Raw genomic sequence first — 17,399 nt, 5'->3', positions numbered from 1 at the left:
GCAACTATTTTGACTTTGCCGGGAAAGGCGTGGTTCGACAGGCTCGCCTTGAATGGGATCTTCGATGCTTCGACAGGCTCAGCGCTCACCACGAACGGAGTTCATGAGTTGCAACAGAATGAATGCCACCGGGTGATCGAACGCATGGGCAAGTCTGCGTGACTAGGCGTCGCAAGATCGTGCTATTGGCAATCGCGGCGCTGATATTGATCGCCGCCCTGCTGTTGCGCTGGCTGTCCCGCCCCGACGTTGTCACCGCCGCCATCCTCGACCAGACCGGCAAAGCCCTGGGCCTGGAAATCAGCGCCACCGGCGTCGGCGAATATCGCCTGCGGGGCACGCCTCAATTGATCGTGCGCAACGTCACTGCGCGCGAACCTGGTGCGAAGACACCTTTGCTCACTGCCGAACGTATTTTCATTTCGGTGCCGTGGTCCACGCTGCGCGCACGAGGCAGCGATCTCACCGCTCGCCGGCTGGAGCTGGATGCGCCGATCCTGGACATGGCCGCATTCCAGCGCTGGCAAGCGAAACGCCCGTCCACCGAAACGCGGATTCCCACGCTCTCCCGCGGAATCGGGATCGTACGCGGACAGATTGTGGGCGAGGATTGGAAGATCGAAGCCGTGAACGCCGACTTGCCGTCGTTAACGCCCGGCCAGCCGTTGCACGCGCATCTGCGTGGCCACTATCTGGGCGGCAATCTGCGCGTGCCGGCCGATGTGCACGCAACCCTGACGCTGCCTGGCTTCGGCGCAGGCGTGGGAGTTGTCGGCGAAGTCGCGCTCGAAAGCGCCCAGTGGCGATTGCCTTCGCAGATCAGACTGTCGGCAACGCTACGCGACGAAAAAGGTATCCACCTGGACAACGCCGTGCTCGGCGCCAGATCGCGCTATGTCTCCGGCGAAACTTCGCTCTCGTTCGCATTGGGCCTGGCCGGACCGCTCGTGTTCAGCGACAAAGCCATCACCTTGCAACCGGCCGGCGTGTCGCTGCGTGGCAAGACTGCGATGCCGACATTGGATGCGGTGGGCGGTGTTTCCCTCGACGACAAACTGCGCATCGATCTCGACGGCAACCTGGCGGGCTGGCCAGCCGAATGGCCGGCGCTGCCGCCGCCGCTGGGGCAATCCGGCTCGCCGCTTCCCTTTACTTTGGATTACAGCGGCGCCAGCGATCTGTCGGGGATCGCCGCGCTGCAGCTGCGTCGCGACCAGACGGTATTCGACGGACGCTTCCGCTTGTTCGAAGTAATGGACTGGAGCGAGGCCGGCGTTAAGGGTTCCCCACTTCCTCCCCTCACCGGCACGTTGAAGGCGCCCAGACTGGAGGTCTCGGGCGCGGTGCTGGAAGGCGTCGAACTGCAAATGGAAGATCCCGAAATTCCTGCATCCCAGGCATCGGAATGAGCGCCGCGCCCGACACGTTCGCGCAGCGGCTGCTGGACTGGTTCGACCATTCCGGCCGCCACGACCTTCCCTGGCAGCATCCGCGCACGCCTTACCGCGTTTGGCTGGGGGAAATCATGCTGCAGCAGACGCAGGTGAAGACGGTGATGCCCTACTTCGAGCGTTTCGTCGGCGTGTTTCCCACTCTGCCCGATCTGGCGAAGGCATCGCTGGACGAAGTGCTGGCGCAATGGTCGGGGCTGGGTTACTACGCCCGCGCACGCAATCTGCACCTCGCCGCGCGCCGCTGCGTCGAACTACACGGCGGCGATCTGCCGCGCGACTACGACGCGCTGCTGGCCTTGCCCGGCATCGGCCGAAGCACCGCCGGCGCGATCCTGGCCCAGGCGTGGGGCGATCGCTTCGCGATCCTGGACGGCAACGTGAAGCGTGTACTCACCCGTTTCCACGGCATCGCCGGCTGGCCGAATGCGCCGGCGGTGGAAAAAGAACTGTGGGCATTCGCGCAGGCGCACCTCCCCGGAACACCCCTGTCTCCATCTCGCATGGCCGACTACACCCAGGCGCAGATGGACTTCGGCGCAACCCTGTGCACGCGCCAGAACCCGGCCTGCATGCTCTGCGCGTTGCACAGCGATTGCGTTGCGTTGAACGAGGGGCGCGTCGAGGAACTTCCCACTTCCCGCCCCGGCAAGCCATTGCCGGAACGGGCGGCGCTGGTCCTGCTTGCCGAGAACGCGGCAGGCGAGATCCTCTTGCAGCGACGCCCACCAACCGGCATCTGGGCTTCGTTATGGTCGTTGCCGGAAGCGGAAACCCACGAACAGGCGCGCGCCTGGTTCTCGACGCATCTGCGGGGCGACTACGACCACGCCGAAGCGCTGGCGGAAATCCCCCACACCTTCACCCACTACCGCCTGCGCATGCATCCGCTGCGCTGGCAGGCGCTCGCCGCGCGCGATGCGGTGCGCGACAATGACGATCTGCGCTGGGTGGCGCGTACCGACCTCGTTTCGTTGGGGTTGCCCGCGCCCATCCGCAAGCTGCTCGGCGGCTTACTCGAAAAATAAGGGACGGCCATGCCAAGAACCATTTTCTGCGAATACGAAAAGCGTGAGACAGAGGGTCTGGATTTCGTTCCTTATCCCGGCGAACTGGGACAGCGCATTTACGCGCATATCGGCAAGTCCGCCTGGGCGACGTGGCTGGCGCACCAGACCATGCTGATCAACGAGAACCGCCTATCGCCGCGCGACCCCAAGCATCGCGCGTTCCTGGAGGCGGAACTGGAGAAATTCCTGTTCTCGGGGGATGCGGAAAAGCCGGCAGGCTACGTGCCTGAGGCATAAACCCTTCTCCCGTCGGGAGAAGGTGCCCGAAGAGCCTGCCCCGTACTTGATACGGGGGCGGATGAGGGTACGGCGGAGTCTATGTCGTACAAACATGCGGACTTCGCCGCACCCTCACCCCAACCCCTCTCCCGTTGGGAGAGGGGCTTTGATCAACTGCTCGCCGCCTCCCGTTCCACCATTTGCGCTTCGCGCAATTCCTTCTGCGCCTGCTTGAGTGCTTTCACATCCAGCGGACGGATGGTCTCGATCCGGCAGGGAAGGCGGATGCTGCTGGCGCCGCCGCCGTGCACGTACACGTTGTCGAAGCGCGCCGAAACCCTGCCCGCCATGTTGCTCATGCTGATCGCGGGGGCGAAGTCCAGGTCGGTGCAGGGGCCGTAGAGTTCCAACAGATAGGCCTGATTCGGCTTGGTCCAGACCGTCAACGCGCTGTCGCCCAATGGGCTCCAGCCGCTGATATGGCCGAAATATTGGAAGTCCTTGACCGGTGCGCCGGCATGGGACTTGTACAGGGTCAAGGTTTCGGCATTGGTCATCCGGGTCGTGCTGCAGGCCCCGAGCGACAGCGTCAGCGCCAGCAATAAGAACGTGCGTTTCATGCTTTGCTCCAAGTTGCGGAGGGATTCGCCGCAATGATGCGCGCTTGAAGTTGAAGCAAAACCCACCCTCCCGCCGCATGTTCAGCGCACGGGCGGCTTGCCGCGCAGCCCCTGCCCCGCGTATCATGCCGCCCTTCACTTCGGCTTGGCCGCGGGTGCAGTGGCCGGGTAGCTCAGTCGGTAGAGCAAGGGATTGAAAATCCCTGTGTCGGGGGTTCGATTCCCTCCCCGGCCACCATTTTGGTGGCATCCAATGTATTGAAATAAAAGGGTTTCCCGTGCTGGAAGCCCTTTTTTGTTTTTGCCGTGGGAGCCCGTGTCCGGCCGGGCGTCGCCCCATTGGATTTCAGGGCAAGCGCGAGCGCGAACTCGACTGCAGGATCGAGAAACGAGCGCTTCCTACTCCTGTGGAAGACGTCACAGTGCGGTCGGTGCTCGACCGCAGCATGATCAAGGTTGGCCGCTGGCGGTCACCGTGCAGATCAAGGTCAATTGCAGCGAACCACCGGCGGGTAGGAGCGGAATAGTCAAACCCGTGTTCTGCAAATCCGACACTGTGGGCGACGCCGGACAGATTGCGCCGCCGGTGGCGCTGCCGCAAGTCAGCGGCACCGGCTCTTGCGGAGGCGGACCGGCACTGCAGTCCACGCCGGCAATCGCCGGATCCCTAATCACGGCGCCATCGCCGGGACCCGGACCATCGTTGCTGACGGTGAGCGTGTACGTCACCTTGCCGCCGCTCCGCACCGTAGCCGCCGCAACGGACTTGTCGATGCGAAGATCCACCGTTGGCGTGTTGGTGAACGTGCATTCGAAGCTCTCGGCGCTGCTGTCGATCGCGCCGCCCGGGATGGTGTACGCACTGCCCGCGCGGCCGCCTATCGCGACGCCGCCTGAAGTGCAGGTGGCGTCGGTGAGGTTCCACCCCGTCGGCAAGGACGATTCGGTGATAACCACGTCACTGCCGAAGGTGACGACGCTGAAAGGTTCGGTGGTGCCGGCAGTGGCAGTGTTTCCGTCGACCTGGTTCGGAACATCGGCAGTCGCGGTGCTGACCGTGCCGGTGGCCTGGCTGGTATTGATCAGACCGAAGCCGAACGGACCACCCGTGACGAATCGCGACGTCTTGTTTAGGGCAATCGTAGCCGGCGCGCACACCGCCGCAGGCGGCAGCACTTGCGCCAGAAACGCTTGCGCGCCGGGGCCGGACTTGACGTGCACGACGATCTCGTTGAGTCCGCTCAGCCAAGGTCCATTCAGAACGCCCGCGGCCTGGCCGCCGGCCACGAAACCGGCGTAGAAGTAAGGATCGGCGGCGCCGTAATTCGAATGCACGCCTTGCGCATTGCCGTTCACCCACACTTCGAACACCGAATTGTCGGCGTAGAACTGCATGTCCAGCGCCATGATCGCCGGATTTACGCCGGGTGCGATGTTGAACTGAAAGCGGTAGAAGACGTCGTAGTTGCCCGGGCCGGGATGGAGCGCATTGGCTGCATTCGAGATCCAGTTCGCGTTGCCGTAAGGCGAGACGACGTAAGAAGCCGGCGGCGCGGTGGCGACCTGTGCAGCCGCGTAGGTCAGTCCCGCCGGCGGCGCGCCGGTGACTGGCGTGGTGGTCAGCGCGACCTGCCAGTAGTTGTCCGCGCCCGAAGTCTTCCTGCCACCGGCCCCGTCGTAAGCGGTGTTGAACATCGCGCCGCCGCTGATGCAGCTGATGGTGGCGACATTGCCCGGGGGCAGCGGGAACTGGGTATCGGTATCGCTGGCCGTATTGTTGGCGGTATTGGCATCGGGCGAGCCGCTCGGCGCCGTCACTGTCGCGGCATTGGTCAGGTTGCCGGAGAACGTCGAGGGCACGAACAGCGTCAGACTGTAGGTCACCGAACTGTTCGCCGGCAAGTTGGCGGTGGTATTGATCGCGCCGGTGCCATTGGGCACGCCGCAGGTGCCGCCACCGGTAGCACTGCCGCAAGTCCAATTGGCGGTGGTGATGCCGGTGGGCAACGGGTCGGTCACCTGCGCGTTCTGCACGCCGAAAGGGCCATTGTTGCTGACCACGATGGTGTAGCTGACGTTGTTGCCGGGCGTATAGATGTTGCTGCCGTCGGTCTTGGTGATCGCCAGATCGACCGCGAACTCCACCGGCGTGGTAACGCACTTGGCGCCGTCGCCGGCGCCCGCCGGCGCATCGGAGATCAAGGTGGCCTGACCGGTCGTGGTGTCGAACTTGTAGAACCCGCCGCTATTGCGACGGCCGAAAACACCATTGCTGGCCCCCATCATCGAACCAAAAGCGTCGGTAGCCCCTATGAATCCCGAAGGCCCGATCGCGGTTACTGCTCCGGTCGTCGGATTGATGGCGTTGAGCAGGCCGGTTACGTTGTCCTGGGCGTAAAGCCGACCGTTGTACCAGGCGAGATCCGCCGACGCGATGGCTTGGTTGAGCGTGATCAGGGTGGAGGTCCGGGTGCTGAGATCGACCCGCCACAGCTGATTGATGGTGGCGTTGTCCTTGATGTAATAGAAGCCGTCCGCGCCCACCTCGCCCGAAGCTATTCCTGTTCCGCTGGCATTGATCCCGCCGCCCGCAATGGCGCCGGTGTCCTCTACAACACCGTTGCTGGCGATGCGCAGCAGGCGGTAGCTACTGGTGGCGGTGTCCCATATCGTCGCGAAAATGTAATTGCTTGCGGGGTCGTAACCCATCGCGTTGTAGGCAGGAGAATATGGCGAACCTATCGCAGGATAGGTAAGCGGGTTGGTACTGGTGTTGATGCTATGGAGCTGAGTCGGACCGCCCACGCCAAGATACATGGTGGAAGTGCAGGTGCCGAAGCTGGGCTGGGTCCTGTTGACGTAGGCGCATTCGAACGCCTCTCCCGCCACCACCGCAGCCGCTGGAATGGTGATCTGCCGACCGCTCAGCGTTCCGACGGTGGCGCCGGCGGAGTTGGTGCAGCTGGCCGATCCGAACGACCAAAGAGTCGGCAACGTGGATTCGTTGATAGTGATGGCCACGCCGAGGGCTGAAGCGGTGAAGTCGGTGACGGTCAAGTTGGCGTCGCCGTCCACCACGGTAGGCGTTCCGGCCGCGGCGGTCGTGACCGTGGCCGCGGTGCGCACCGTGTTGGTGAGCGTGAAGTCGAATGCGCCGCCCGCACCATTTTGAGTGGTCTTGGTCAGCGTCACCGTCGGCATCGGCGCCAGCATCACATCGTCGATGCCGAAGTCGTTGCCGGCGGAGAGCGTGTTGCCGTTGTTGATGCGCAGGTTGACCGAGGTGGTGGCAGCGTTCGTGGTGAAGACCATCTGACGCCGGATCCAAGTGTTGTTGGTCCCTGGATAGCCAGGAGTAATGGTGCCGACCACAGTGATCCCACCGCCAGCATTGGGGGTGACTACTTGGCTCAGGATCGGATCGCTGACCTGATTGACCACCATGGTCCAGTACGAGAACACATAGCTCTTGTTCGGCTCCACGGTAATCGCGGAGACGGTGCGCCAAGCCGCCTGGCCCGCGGTGTAGGCGCAGGTTGCGGTGTTGTGGTACAGGTAACGCGACGACGCGGCGCCGTCGGAGGCTGAGTCGCCCCCGGTGGCGACGATCTGTCCGTTCAAGCAGGCACCGCTGAGCCAGTTGCCGTCGGCGGTGCTCTGCGCGGTCGGCAGAGTGGCATTGACCCCCGCACCGAAGGTTTCGCGGAATGCGATCTGCGCCTGCGCGCTGCCGCTCCATAGCGCCATGACAAGGACTACGGCGCACGAGGCTGCGGCTACGAGTTTCGTTTTCATATCGCTGATCATTTCCTTGTCCCAAACACGCATCAGTACGAGCCCACGATATTCAGGAACCAGCCCTTGTGGTCGTAATCGAAGTCGGTGAGGTCATCGCTGAAATCGGTGAAGTTATAGCCCACGCCTACGCGGAAATTCTTGTTGATATCGCGGTCCAGACCGACCAGATAACCGCTGCGCGTGCCACCGTCTTTCACATCCAGCCAACGGTATTCGGCCAGCGCATGCCACTGCGTGCGCAGTTCGTAACGGATCTGGCCCGAAGCGAAGGTGCTACCGGAATCGAACCAGGGACCGATGCCGCGGCCGAAACGAACCTCACCCTCGCGCCGCGCCAGCTTGCCGGCGAATTCCCAATGCTGGTCCAGCTTGTATACGCCTTCCAGCGACAGGATCTGCGACTTCTGGTCGTAGGTGGTGCCGTTGACCTGTCCCAGCGTGGACAGATCGTAAAGATAGGTATAGCGGCCGAACATGCCCCAGCGCGTGCTGTTCCACGGACGCCAGGCGAAGCCGAAATTGCCTTCGATGAACTTGGCGCCGGCGGTCGGGTCGATCTCGTCGTCGGTGTCGGAATAATTGAAGCGCGCCGCAATGCGCCAGCTCTCGTTGATCTTGTGCAGCAGACGGTTGGTGCTGACCCACTGCTGGCGGCGTTCGAAACCGCTGTCGCGACGCCACTCCAACTTGCTCTGCCAGTCGGTGTCCGGCGAAGTGCGGCCGCCGCTGAGACTGATTGCGCGGCGATCGACTTCGCCGCCTTCGCTGTTGATCAACTCGCCATCGGACAGCGTGAAGCCCAGGTTCCAACCTTGCGACGGATAGAAGTCCATGCCGAAGGTATGCGCCAGACCGGATTCCTGCCGGGTCTTGAGGAACTGGCTTTCGTTGAACAGGTTGACCTGGTTGGACAGCCGCCAGCGCTGGCCCAGAGTCCAACCGTTCTGACGGCTGGGGTTGAATAACGAATCGTATTGGGTGCTGTCGGTCGAATAGGTGTAACTGCCGTACACCGAATGCTCGGGGTTGAGTCGGTATTCGGCGTTGACCTGCGCGGCATCGCCGCGGTCGCCATGGGTGACCTCCGCGCCGACCGTCGACAGGTCACCGAATAGGTACTTGCCGCCTACGGTGTACGCGTCGTTGTCGGCATAGCTGCCGCCATCATCGTCCACGGTGAACTGGGCGGTACCGTACAGGTCCAGCGAGGTACCGATCTTTTGCGAATAGCGCAACGCCGCCAGCGTGCCTGACGCATCGCCCGCCAGCCGCTTTTCTTCGATGCGGCGCAACTCGGCGGTAAGGGTGGCCGAATCGGTGGCGCGCCATTCGCCGGTGATCTGCGTCTGATCCAGCGACTCGCCACCGCGCTCGGCTTGGCTGTAGCGGGCATACAGGCCCAGACTGGTGGTGAATTGGCCGAGCAGTTCAACGCCCTGCTCTTCCACGTCCAGGCCATTATCGAAACGGCTGACCGAATAACCCGCGCCGACTCTGCGCCACCAGGCGCCGGCCGACCAGTCTTGTTCGGTCCAGCCGAGCTCGCGGAAGTTGACCCGCGCCTCGACCGCTTTCGCCTCGCCTTCGCGCGGTCCGACCGGGTTGAGCTGGGTGAAGGTGAAGCCGCCGTTGTCGGAGAAGAACACCGGCGCGCTGAACGATTCGGTCTGGCTGTACTCGGCCTTCAAGTACGTGCCGCGGCCGGCTTGCAAGGTGATGTCGCCCGCGGCCAGGGTGTAGTCCTCACCTGCGCGGTTCTCGTCGATGTAGGTCGCGCCTACGCCGAGATGATCGCCGAACCAATGCTTGCCGCGAACGCCGGCGGTGACCTCGTCGGCGTCGAAGTCCGACGGCACCCACTCGTAGTCCGCGATCAGACGCTGCTCGTAACCGTCCAGTGGCGTGTCGCGCGAGATGCTGCGCAGGTTTTCGCGGGTCAGCATGGCCAACGGCCGCGTCAGTAGGACACGGCCCTGCAATTCGTCGATCTCGTAGTCGGCGCCGCGCTGCAGCGTCACCCTGTTCTCGATGCGGCCGGTAGCGGCATCGCGGATCTCCAGCACCACGACATCCGAGCCAGGCAGCAGATCGGTGTGCTTGAGGTAATACAGGCTGCCGCCGGTGCCGATGAATTCGCTGTGGCCGGGCGCGGTCTGTGCCTCGGAACCGAATGCGCGTACTTCGGTGCCCGGATCGCCCCAGGCGTTGCCGCGGCGCGAGCGCCAATTGAATGCGGCGCCGTACAACGAACGCACGTACTGGCCGTATTCGGTGCCGGTGATACCGGTATTGAAATTGCCCCACAACGCCTGATTCTTGTCCCAATCGGCGCGCACATAGAAGCGGCCCATGGTGTCGACGTCGCGATAGGTCGTCGAATCGTCGCCGTAGACCGGGTAATACAGGTCCGGATCCAGGCGACGGAAGATATCCTGCGGCTCGGCCTGGCCGAAACCGTCGAACAGATGTTCCAGGTCGCGTTCGGTGGTGTCGGCCTGGGCGGTGATCAGGTATTTGCCCTTGATCTTGGCCTTGCCGTAGAACGCCAAGCGGCCGTCGCTGATCACGTCGTCGGCGTAGCGGCTGTCGCCGGTGAATGCATCCACCGAACCGCCGATCTTGTTCTGCCACACCGTCACGTCGGCCAGACCGACGCCGAAAAAGTAGCGGCCGGTGACGTCCACGCTCAATGTGTGGTGGATGCCCTGCGGATCGTTCGCGGGCTCGCCGCCCAGGCCGTCGCTACCGCCGCTCAATGCGATCTCGAAATCATGCCGGCCCACCGGCATCAGATATTCGGCGACGAACTTACGCTCCAGGTCGACCGGATAGCTGTCGCCGTTAATCGACAACGTGTAGCCGGGCGGCAGATTGCGGCCCTGAACGCGGATGCGCGACCCGTAGATCGGGATGTTCTGCTGACGCAGACCGTTGCCGGAGAAGGCGTCGTCGATCAGTTCCTGACTCTGCGCCTGATCCACGGTCAGCGCGGTGCCGAGCGTCTTCTCGACGCTGTCGCGCACTTGCCGTCCGCCGCGGTCGGCCTCTTCCGGTGTCACCAGCTGCAGCTTGCGCGGCTGGGTCTCGTCGAAATGGCCTTCCTTGTCGTAGGCACGCAGCACGTAGACCAGTTCGTCGCCGGCGCGGAAGCGGTACTTGGACAACATCGCGCCGTCCCAGTCCGCATTGGCGACGGCCGCCACATCGACCGGCACCGTTGCCAGCGGTTCGACCAGGTCGTTATCGACGGCGCGATAGACCTTCAACTCATATCGTTCGATGAAGGACGAGTAATTGCTGCGGACGTAGAACTGCACAGGCTTGACGATAGAGCGACCATCGAACGCCGCGAAGCCGGGCGCGGAAATCGACAGCTCCGGCTGGCTCAGCGCTGGATCCTCGGTGGCCCAGATCACGCCGCCGTTGTCGAGTTGCAGATTGAACTGGCCCGCCACGGTCGCCCTGCCCGGCGCGGCCATGTCGACATCGACACGGCGGTCCGGCTGCAGCACCGCTGACGATGCGGCATCTCCCGCTACCACCGGATTGCGTTCGCCCAGCGTGCGTAGCCGGAACAGCAGGCCCTCTTCGGAACTGCACTCGTCGCCGGTGCAGTCCGTCGGGGCCTGCGCTTCTTGCGCAAGGACCAGCGGCGGCATGCTCGCGAGCAGGCCGATCAAGGTGTAATCGAGTAGCTTCATTTTGATGGTCATGGTCCGCCCCCTCACTTGCTGCTGCCGGCAGGGGCCGGGCCGTTGCTGGATTCCAATTCCACGCGCTCCACGCGCACCTGACTGCGCACCTCCGGGCTCAATCGTTGGGCGATCGCCTCGTATACCGCTTTGGCCCGCCGCATCCCCAACGCCAGGTTGTAGCTGTCCGCACCACGCACATCGGCATGACCCACGACCGACACCGTGCCGCCGCGTGCCGTTTCCAGATAGGCGGCGATGCGATCGAGCAAGGGTGCGAACTCCGGCCGGATCGTCTCGCGATCGGTATCGAACAACACCATGCCCAGTCGTGGCCCGCCCTGGCCCACGCCCGCGATTAGGCTCTTCGCATCGTTGACCGTCGTGCGCACGCTCACGCTCAGCGCGTTCGCCGTCTCCGAAGGCAGCTTGGCCAATAGCGCGGTCCTCACTGCAGTTGCGCGATCGAAAGCCAGACTCTCGCTTTCGCCGTCGGCGCTGACCACCACCTCACCACCTTGGTATTGGGCGAGCTTGGCGGCGATCTGCTCGATCGTCGGCAGATAACGTTCACGTATCTGCGCGCTGCCGGCGGCGAAGATCACTTCGCCCAACTCCAGTTCGACCTTGCGTTCACCGCCCTGGATCAGCGCGACCGGCAACTTGGCGCCGAAGTCGAACCGCACCGGCAAGCCCGGTGTGATGCGGCGGACCAGCGGATTGTCGGTGGTGATCTGCGTGCCTGGCGGCAGCGTCGACGGATCGGCCTTGAGGATGAAGTTGCGCCCGCGTTCCCACGCGCCGCCTGGGATGCCGGCCAGGTGATAGCGGCCGAACTGATCGGTCTCGACCAACAGGCCGTCGACCGAGGCGATGCGTACGCCCGGTATGCCGCGTTCGTCGATGCCGGCGTTGCGGATGACGTAATCCACCACGTAGCCGCCCTCGCCCTGAGCGATGTGGCGTTCGACTTGCGGCGTAGCGGCGTTGAGGCCTTTGGCCGCTTCGCCTTCGGTGGCGAGCGTGGTCGCACCCGTGGCGTCCATGCGCAAGGTCACGCCTTGTTTGCTGCTGAGCACGAAATCGCCGGTGAAATCGGGGCGGCTCAGGCGCTGACGCAGCACGATCTGCCGGCGCTGCGCCGGATCGGCGAGCGACTGACGCGCGCCGATGTCGCCCAATGCGATGCCGTGCAGCAGCGGCGCGCTGGCGTCGGCTACTGGTTGCGGCCCGTCGCCGCAGTCGATCGTGGTCGAGCCCGGCACGTAAGCAGAGCCGTCGAAGCCGCCCTGGATGCGCACGCCGGTCAGCGCGGCGTTGTCCTGCCAGCCGTCGCCGTCGCGGTCGTCGAATACCGTACCCAGGATCAGGCTGTCGTCGGTCAGCGGATCGGCCGCCAGCGTCAGCTCCGCGGTGGCCACGTTCGAGATCGACGTGCCTCCGTTGGAATAGGTCTGCGCCTGGTTGATCAGCACGCCCGGCCGCACGCCGGCGCCGATCCGCATCAGATAGACCAGGGTCGCCGATTGGCCGGCATCGATATCCAGGCCTTCGAACCGGATCGGGTTGTAGCCGCTGGCCGTGGCGGCGTTGTCGCCATCGGTGACCGATAGCGAACCGTCGACATAGGTGAACCCGGCCGGCGGCGTATCGACAAGATCGGCATCGTGAACATTGGTCGAACCGACGTTCTCGACCGTCACCGTGTAACGGACCAGATCGCCGATCCGCGCCTCGCGCACGCTGCTGGTCTTGACCACGCGCAGTTGCGAGGCGTCGGCGACCTGGTGTTCGATGCTGCAGGTGGAGCAGGACGGGGGGTTTTGCTGGCCGCCGCCGCCATTGGCGAGCACGACGTTGTTCACCGTAGCGCCGGTGTTGGCGTTGATCGTCGCGGGATAGGTGAAGGTATAGGTCCCTGGCGTGGAGCCGCTCGGCAATACGCAACGCAGCCCAACGCCGTTGAGGGTGCAGCCTGCCGGCAATGCGCCCAGGGTCAAGCCGGCGCTCGGCGTATCGTCGAGGATCAAGTCCGATGTGGTCGCGGCCTGGGCCACGTTCGCTGTCAGCGTGTATTGGATCGTATCGCCCACATGCAGGATCGCGCCGCCACCGGGATCGGCCGACTTGGTCACGTCGATAATGGGTTCGGCGACGCGATGTTCGGTGCTGCAGCTCTGGCAATCGGGTTCGCCGCCGCCGCCAGACGCGACGACACGGTTGCCAATGGTGCCGGTCGCGCCTGCGTCCACTCGTACCTGATAGACGAAGGCGTAGCTGCCGGGCGTGTTGCCCGCCGCGAGACTGCATTCAAGTCCGCTGGCGACGGCATTGCAGGCACCGCCGGCCGGGAGTTGGATCGAAGCGGGCAGAAGCGTCTGCCCCGCACTCAAGGTGTCGGTCAGCGACACCGCTGCGATGGTCGCGGAATTAGCCACCGTTACCGTCACTGTATAGGTGACGATGTCGTTCGCCTCTACTGTCTCGCCGCTGACCGGATCGGCGGTCTTGTTCACCGTCACCCGCGGCACGATGGGATTGGTGGTGGTGCAGGAGGCGCAGTTGCCGGTGCTCGTGGTCACGCTGTTGCTGACCGAGGTGGTCGCAGCGGCGTCGATCGTCGCGGTATAGATGAAAGTGTGCGTACCGATAGCCGCTCCCGTTGCGAGCGTGCAGGTAATCACTTGCCCGGCCGTCGTGCAGCCCGCCGGCACGGTGCCGACGACGAGGCCGGCGCCCAGCGTGTCGGTCAATACTTCTGGAGCGACCGTGGCGGCATTGGCGACGTTGACCGTCAGCGTATAGGTCAGTGTGGCGCCAACCGACACAGCGGTACCGCTGGCCGGATTCACGGACTTGCTCACCGTCAGCGTAGGCGTGACCGGATTGGTGGTTGAGCATGTGGTGCAGGTGCCGGTACTGGGCACCACGTTGTTGTCGACCGAGGTGGTCGCAGTGGCGTCGACCGTCGCCGTGTAGATGAAGGTGTAAGTGCCGATGGCAGTACTTGCCGGCAGGCTGCAGGTGATTACCTGCCCGGTCGCCGTGCAGCCGGCAGGCAAAGTGCCGACATTGAGGCCCGCTCCAAGCGTATCGGTCAGCACTTCTGCCACCGTCGTGGCCGCGTTGGCTACATTCATGGTGAGCGTGTAGGTCAGCGTGTCGCCGACCGAGACCGCCGTGCCGCTGCCGGGGTTCACCGACTTGTTGACCGTGATCGTCGGTGTGAGCGGATTGGTGGTCGTACAGGAGACGCAGTTGCCGGTATTCGTGGTCACGCTGTTGCTGACCGAGGTGGTCGCCGTGGCATCGATCGTCGCCGTATAGGCGAAGGTGTAGGTGCCGATGGGAGTACTTGCAGGCAGGCTGCAGGTGATTACCTGTCCGGTCGCCGTACAGCCGGCGGGCAAAGTGCCGACATTGAGGCCTGTTCCAAGCGTATCGGTCAGCACTTCTGCCACCGTCGTGGCCGCATTAGCGACATTGACCGTCAGCGTGTATCTCAGCGTGTCGCCGACCGATACGGCGGTGCCACTGCCCGGGTTCACGGACTTATTGACCGTCACTCGGGGCAAAATCGGGTTGGTCGTGGTGCAGGAGACGCAACTGCCGGTACTCGTGATCACGTTGTTGCTGACCGAGGTGGTCGCAGCCGCATCGACCGTCGTCGTGTAGACAAAGGTGTGTTGGCCGATGGCCGCACCTGCGTTCAGCGTGCAGGTGATCGTTTGGGCCGAAGGCGTGCAGCCGGCAGGCAAGGTGCCGAGCGTGAGACCCGTTCCAAGCGTGTCGGTCAGCACTTCTGCCACCGCCGTGACCGCGTTGGCCACATCCACGGTGAGCGTATAGGTCAGTGTGTCGCCCACTGAGACTGCCGTGCCGCTGCCCGGATTCACGGACTTGTTGACCGTGATTCTGGGTAGAACGGGGTTGGTCGTGGTGCAGGAGACGCAACTGCCGGTGTTCGTGGTCACGCTGTTGCTGACCGAGGTGGTCGCTGTCGCATCGACCGTCGCCGTATAGACGAAGGTGTGTTGGCCGATAGCCGCACCTGTATTCAAGGTGCAGATGATGGTTTGAGCCGAAGGCGTGCAGCCGGCGGGTACGGTGCCGATGGTGAGGCCAGTACCGAGCACGTCGGTCAGCTCCACGTTGGCAGTAGTCGCAGCGTTGGCGACGTCCACAGTGAGCGTATAAGTCAGTGTGTCGCCCACCGACACTGCCGTGCCGCTGCCCGGGTTCACGGACTTGTTGACCGTGATTCTGGGTAGAACGGGGTTGGTCGTGGTGCAGGAGACGCAACTGCCGGTATTCGTGGTCACGCTGTTGCTGACCGAAGTGGTCGCCGCCGCGTCGACTGTCGCCGTATAGACGAAGGTGTGCGTGCCAATGGCCGCGCCTGCGTTCAAGGTGCAGGTAATCGTTTGGGCTGTAGGCGTGCAGCCGGCAGGCAAGGTGCCGACTGTGAGACCCGTTCCAAGCGTGTCGGTCAGCACTTCTGCCGCCGTCGTGGTCGCATTGGCCACATCCACGGTGAGCGTGTAGGTCAGCGTGTCGCCCACCGATACGGCGGTGCCGCTGCCCGGGTTCACGGACTTGTTGACCGTGATCGACGGATCGACCGGATTGGTCGTGGCGCAGGAGACGCAGTTGCCGGTGTTCGTGCTAACGCTGTTGCTGACCGAGGTCGTCGCGTTCGCACCGACCGTGGCGGCGTAGACGAAGGTGTAGCTGCCGATCGGACTGGGATCCAGCGTACAGATGATCGTCTGACCCGAAGGCGTGCAGCCGGTGGGCAAGCTGCCGGCGATCACAGTCAGGCCAGTGCCCAGCACGTCGGTCAGCGTCACGTTGGCGGTGGTGGCCGCGTTGGCGACGTCAACGGTCAACGTATAGGTCAGCGTGTCGCCGACCGACACTGCCGTGCCGCTGCCCGGGTTCACGGACTTGTTGACCGTCACTCTGGGCAGAATCGGATTGGTCGTGGTGCAGGTTCCGCAAACGCCGCTGCTGGGCGATACGTTGTTGCTGACCGAGGTAGTCGCGTTCGCACTCACCGTGGCGGCGTAGACGAACGTATAGATGCCGATCGGGCTGGGATTCAGCGTGCAGGTGATCGTTTGGACCGAAAGCGTGCAGCCCACGGGCAAGCTGCCGGCGACGACCGTCAGGCCAGTTCCGAGCACGTCGGTCAGCACCTCGGCCGCGGTCGTGGCTGCATTGGCCACGTTCACCGTCAGCGTGTAGGTCAACGTGTCGCCGACCGACACCGCCGTGCCGCTGCCCGGATTCACGGACTTGTTGACCGTGATCGACGGATCGACCGGATTGTTCGTAGTGCAGGAGACGCAGTTGCCGGTATTCGTGGTCACGCTGTTGCTGACCGACGCGGTCGCGTTCGTACCGACCGTGGCGGCGTAGACGAACGTGTAGGTGCCGATCGGGCTGGGAACCAGCGCACAGGTGATTGTTTGGCCCGAAGGCGTGCAGCTGGCTGGCAGGCTACCTGCGACTACGGTCAGACCGGTGCCCAGCACGTCGGCCAACTCCACGTTGGCTGTCGTGGGGGCGTTGGCGATGTTTACCGTCAGTGTGTAGGTCAGCGTGTCGCCGACCGATACTGCCGTGCCGCTGCCGGGGTTCACGGACTTGCTGACCGTGACCGTTGGCGTGACCGGATTGGTCGTGGTGCAGGAGACGCAGTTGCCGGTATTCGTGGTCACACTGTTGCTGACCGAGGTGGTCGCCGCCGCGTCGACTGTCGCCGTGTAGACAAAGGTGTGCGTGCCGATGGCCGCTCCCGCGCCCAGGGTGCAGGTGACCCTCTGCCCGGCCGATGGGCAGTTTGCAGGCAAGCTGCCGGCGTTGACTGTCAGGCCGGCGCCCAGCGTGTCTTCCAACACCTCATCGACCGCCGTGACCGCGTTGGCCACATCCACGGTGAGCGTATAGGTCAGTGTGTCGCCCACTGAGACCGCCGTACCGCTGCCCGGGTTAACGGACTTGTTGACCGTGATTCTGGGTAGAACGGGGTTGGTCGTGGTGCAGGAGACGCAGTTGCCGGTGTTCGTGGTCACGCTGTTGCTGACCGAGGTGGTCGCTGTCGCATCGACCGTCGCCGTATAGACGAAGGTGTGTTGGCCGATGGCCGCGCCTGCATTCAAGGTGCAGATGATGGTTTGAGCCGAAGGCGTGCAGCCGGCAGGTACGGTGCCGATGGTGAGGCCGGCGCCCAACACGTCGGTCAGCTCCACGTTGGCGGTGGTGGCCGCGTTGGCGACGTCCACGGTCAGCGTATAGGTCAGCGTGTCGCCGACCGACACTGCCGTGCCGCTGCCCGGGTTCACGGACTTGTTGACCGTGATTCTGGGTAGAACGGGGTTGGTCGTGGTGCAGGAGACGCAACTGCCGGTATTCGTGGTCACGCTGTTGCTGACCGAAGTGGTCGCCGCCGCGTCGACTGTCGCCGTATAGACGAAGGTGTGCGTGCCAATGGCCGCGCCTGCGTTCAAGGTGCAGGTAATCGTTTGGGCTGTAGGCGTGCAGCCG

7 protein-coding genes and 1 tRNA gene are annotated in these 17,399 nt (G+C 63.9%); 4 read left to right on the top strand and 4 right to left on the bottom strand.

The window, feature by feature from the left end:
• Positions 1-158 precede the first annotated feature (158 nt).
• From AC1DTQ_RS00040 to AC1DTQ_RS00030, 3 genes are read left to right on the top strand one after another with little or no spacing between them, the layout of a single operon-like run.
• Positions 159-1,409: an AsmA family protein gene (locus AC1DTQ_RS00040; protein ID WP_477847004.1), complete on the top strand. Its 1,251-nt coding sequence runs from the start codon at positions 159-161 to the stop codon at positions 1,407-1,409.
• Positions 1,391-2,479 (top strand): A/G-specific adenine glycosylase, encoded by a 1,089-nt coding sequence (gene mutY, locus AC1DTQ_RS00035; protein ID WP_477848330.1) that lies wholly within the window; start codon positions 1,391-1,393, stop codon positions 2,477-2,479. Before AC1DTQ_RS00040 ends, mutY begins: the two co-directional genes overlap by 19 nt.
• Before the next feature lie 9 nt (positions 2,480-2,488).
• The gene (locus tag AC1DTQ_RS00030; RefSeq protein ID WP_477847003.1) at positions 2,489-2,758 is read left to right on the top strand and encodes an oxidative damage protection protein; all 270 of its coding nucleotides are present in this window, start codon (positions 2,489-2,491) and stop codon (positions 2,756-2,758) included.
• A 152-nt stretch (positions 2,759-2,910) separates the two neighbouring features.
• Here AC1DTQ_RS00030 and AC1DTQ_RS00025 read toward each other — a convergent pair whose 3' ends face one another.
• The gene (locus tag AC1DTQ_RS00025) at positions 2,911-3,360 is read right to left on the bottom strand and encodes a DUF6491 family protein (RefSeq protein WP_477847001.1); all 450 of its coding nucleotides are present in this window, start codon (positions 3,358-3,360) and stop codon (positions 2,911-2,913) included.
• A gap of 162 nt (positions 3,361-3,522) precedes the next feature.
• Here AC1DTQ_RS00025 and AC1DTQ_RS00020 point away from each other — a divergent pair.
• A tRNA-Phe gene (locus tag AC1DTQ_RS00020) sits at positions 3,523-3,598 on the top strand.
• 212 nt (positions 3,599-3,810) lie between these two features.
• On the opposite strand, the gene AC1DTQ_RS00015 is transcribed toward AC1DTQ_RS00020, so the two are convergent.
• From AC1DTQ_RS00015 to AC1DTQ_RS00005, 3 genes are read right to left on the bottom strand one after another with little or no spacing between them, the layout of a single operon-like run.
• Complete coding sequence (locus AC1DTQ_RS00015; protein ID WP_477846999.1) at positions 3,811-7,155, bottom strand: DUF6923 family protein; 3,345 nt, start codon at positions 7,153-7,155, stop codon at positions 3,811-3,813.
• A gap of 32 nt (positions 7,156-7,187) precedes the next feature.
• Positions 7,188-10,871 (bottom strand): hypothetical protein, encoded by a 3,684-nt coding sequence (locus AC1DTQ_RS00010; protein WP_477846997.1) that lies wholly within the window; start codon positions 10,869-10,871, stop codon positions 7,188-7,190.
• An 11-nt stretch (positions 10,872-10,882) separates the two neighbouring features.
• The gene (locus tag AC1DTQ_RS00005; RefSeq protein ID WP_477846995.1) at positions 10,883-17,362 is read right to left on the bottom strand and encodes an OmpA family protein; all 6,480 of its coding nucleotides are present in this window, start codon (positions 17,360-17,362) and stop codon (positions 10,883-10,885) included.
• Between the last annotated feature and the right edge of the window lie 37 nt (positions 17,363-17,399).

It is taken from the genome of Pseudoxanthomonas sp. P4_B2 (assembly GCF_056402315.1).
Note: the sequence above shows the minus strand (reverse complement) of the source record. Positions and strands in the feature narration are given on the sequence as shown.

What these genes read in the sequence shown, in the direction of transcription:
- AC1DTQ_RS00030 (WP_477847003.1), top strand. Translation starts at nt 2,489, where the DNA reads ATGCCAAGAACCATTTTCTGCGAATACGAAAAGCGTGAGACAGAGGGT.
- AC1DTQ_RS00025 (WP_477847001.1), bottom strand. Translation starts at nt 3,360, where the DNA reads ATGAAACGCACGTTCTTATTGCTGGCGCTGACGCTGTCGCTCGGGGCC.
- AC1DTQ_RS00015 (WP_477846999.1), bottom strand. Translation starts at nt 7,155, where the DNA reads ATGAAAACGAAACTCGTAGCCGCAGCCTCGTGCGCCGTAGTCCTTGTC.
- AC1DTQ_RS00010 (WP_477846997.1), bottom strand. Translation starts at nt 10,871, where the DNA reads ATGACCATCAAAATGAAGCTACTCGATTACACCTTGATCGGCCTGCTC.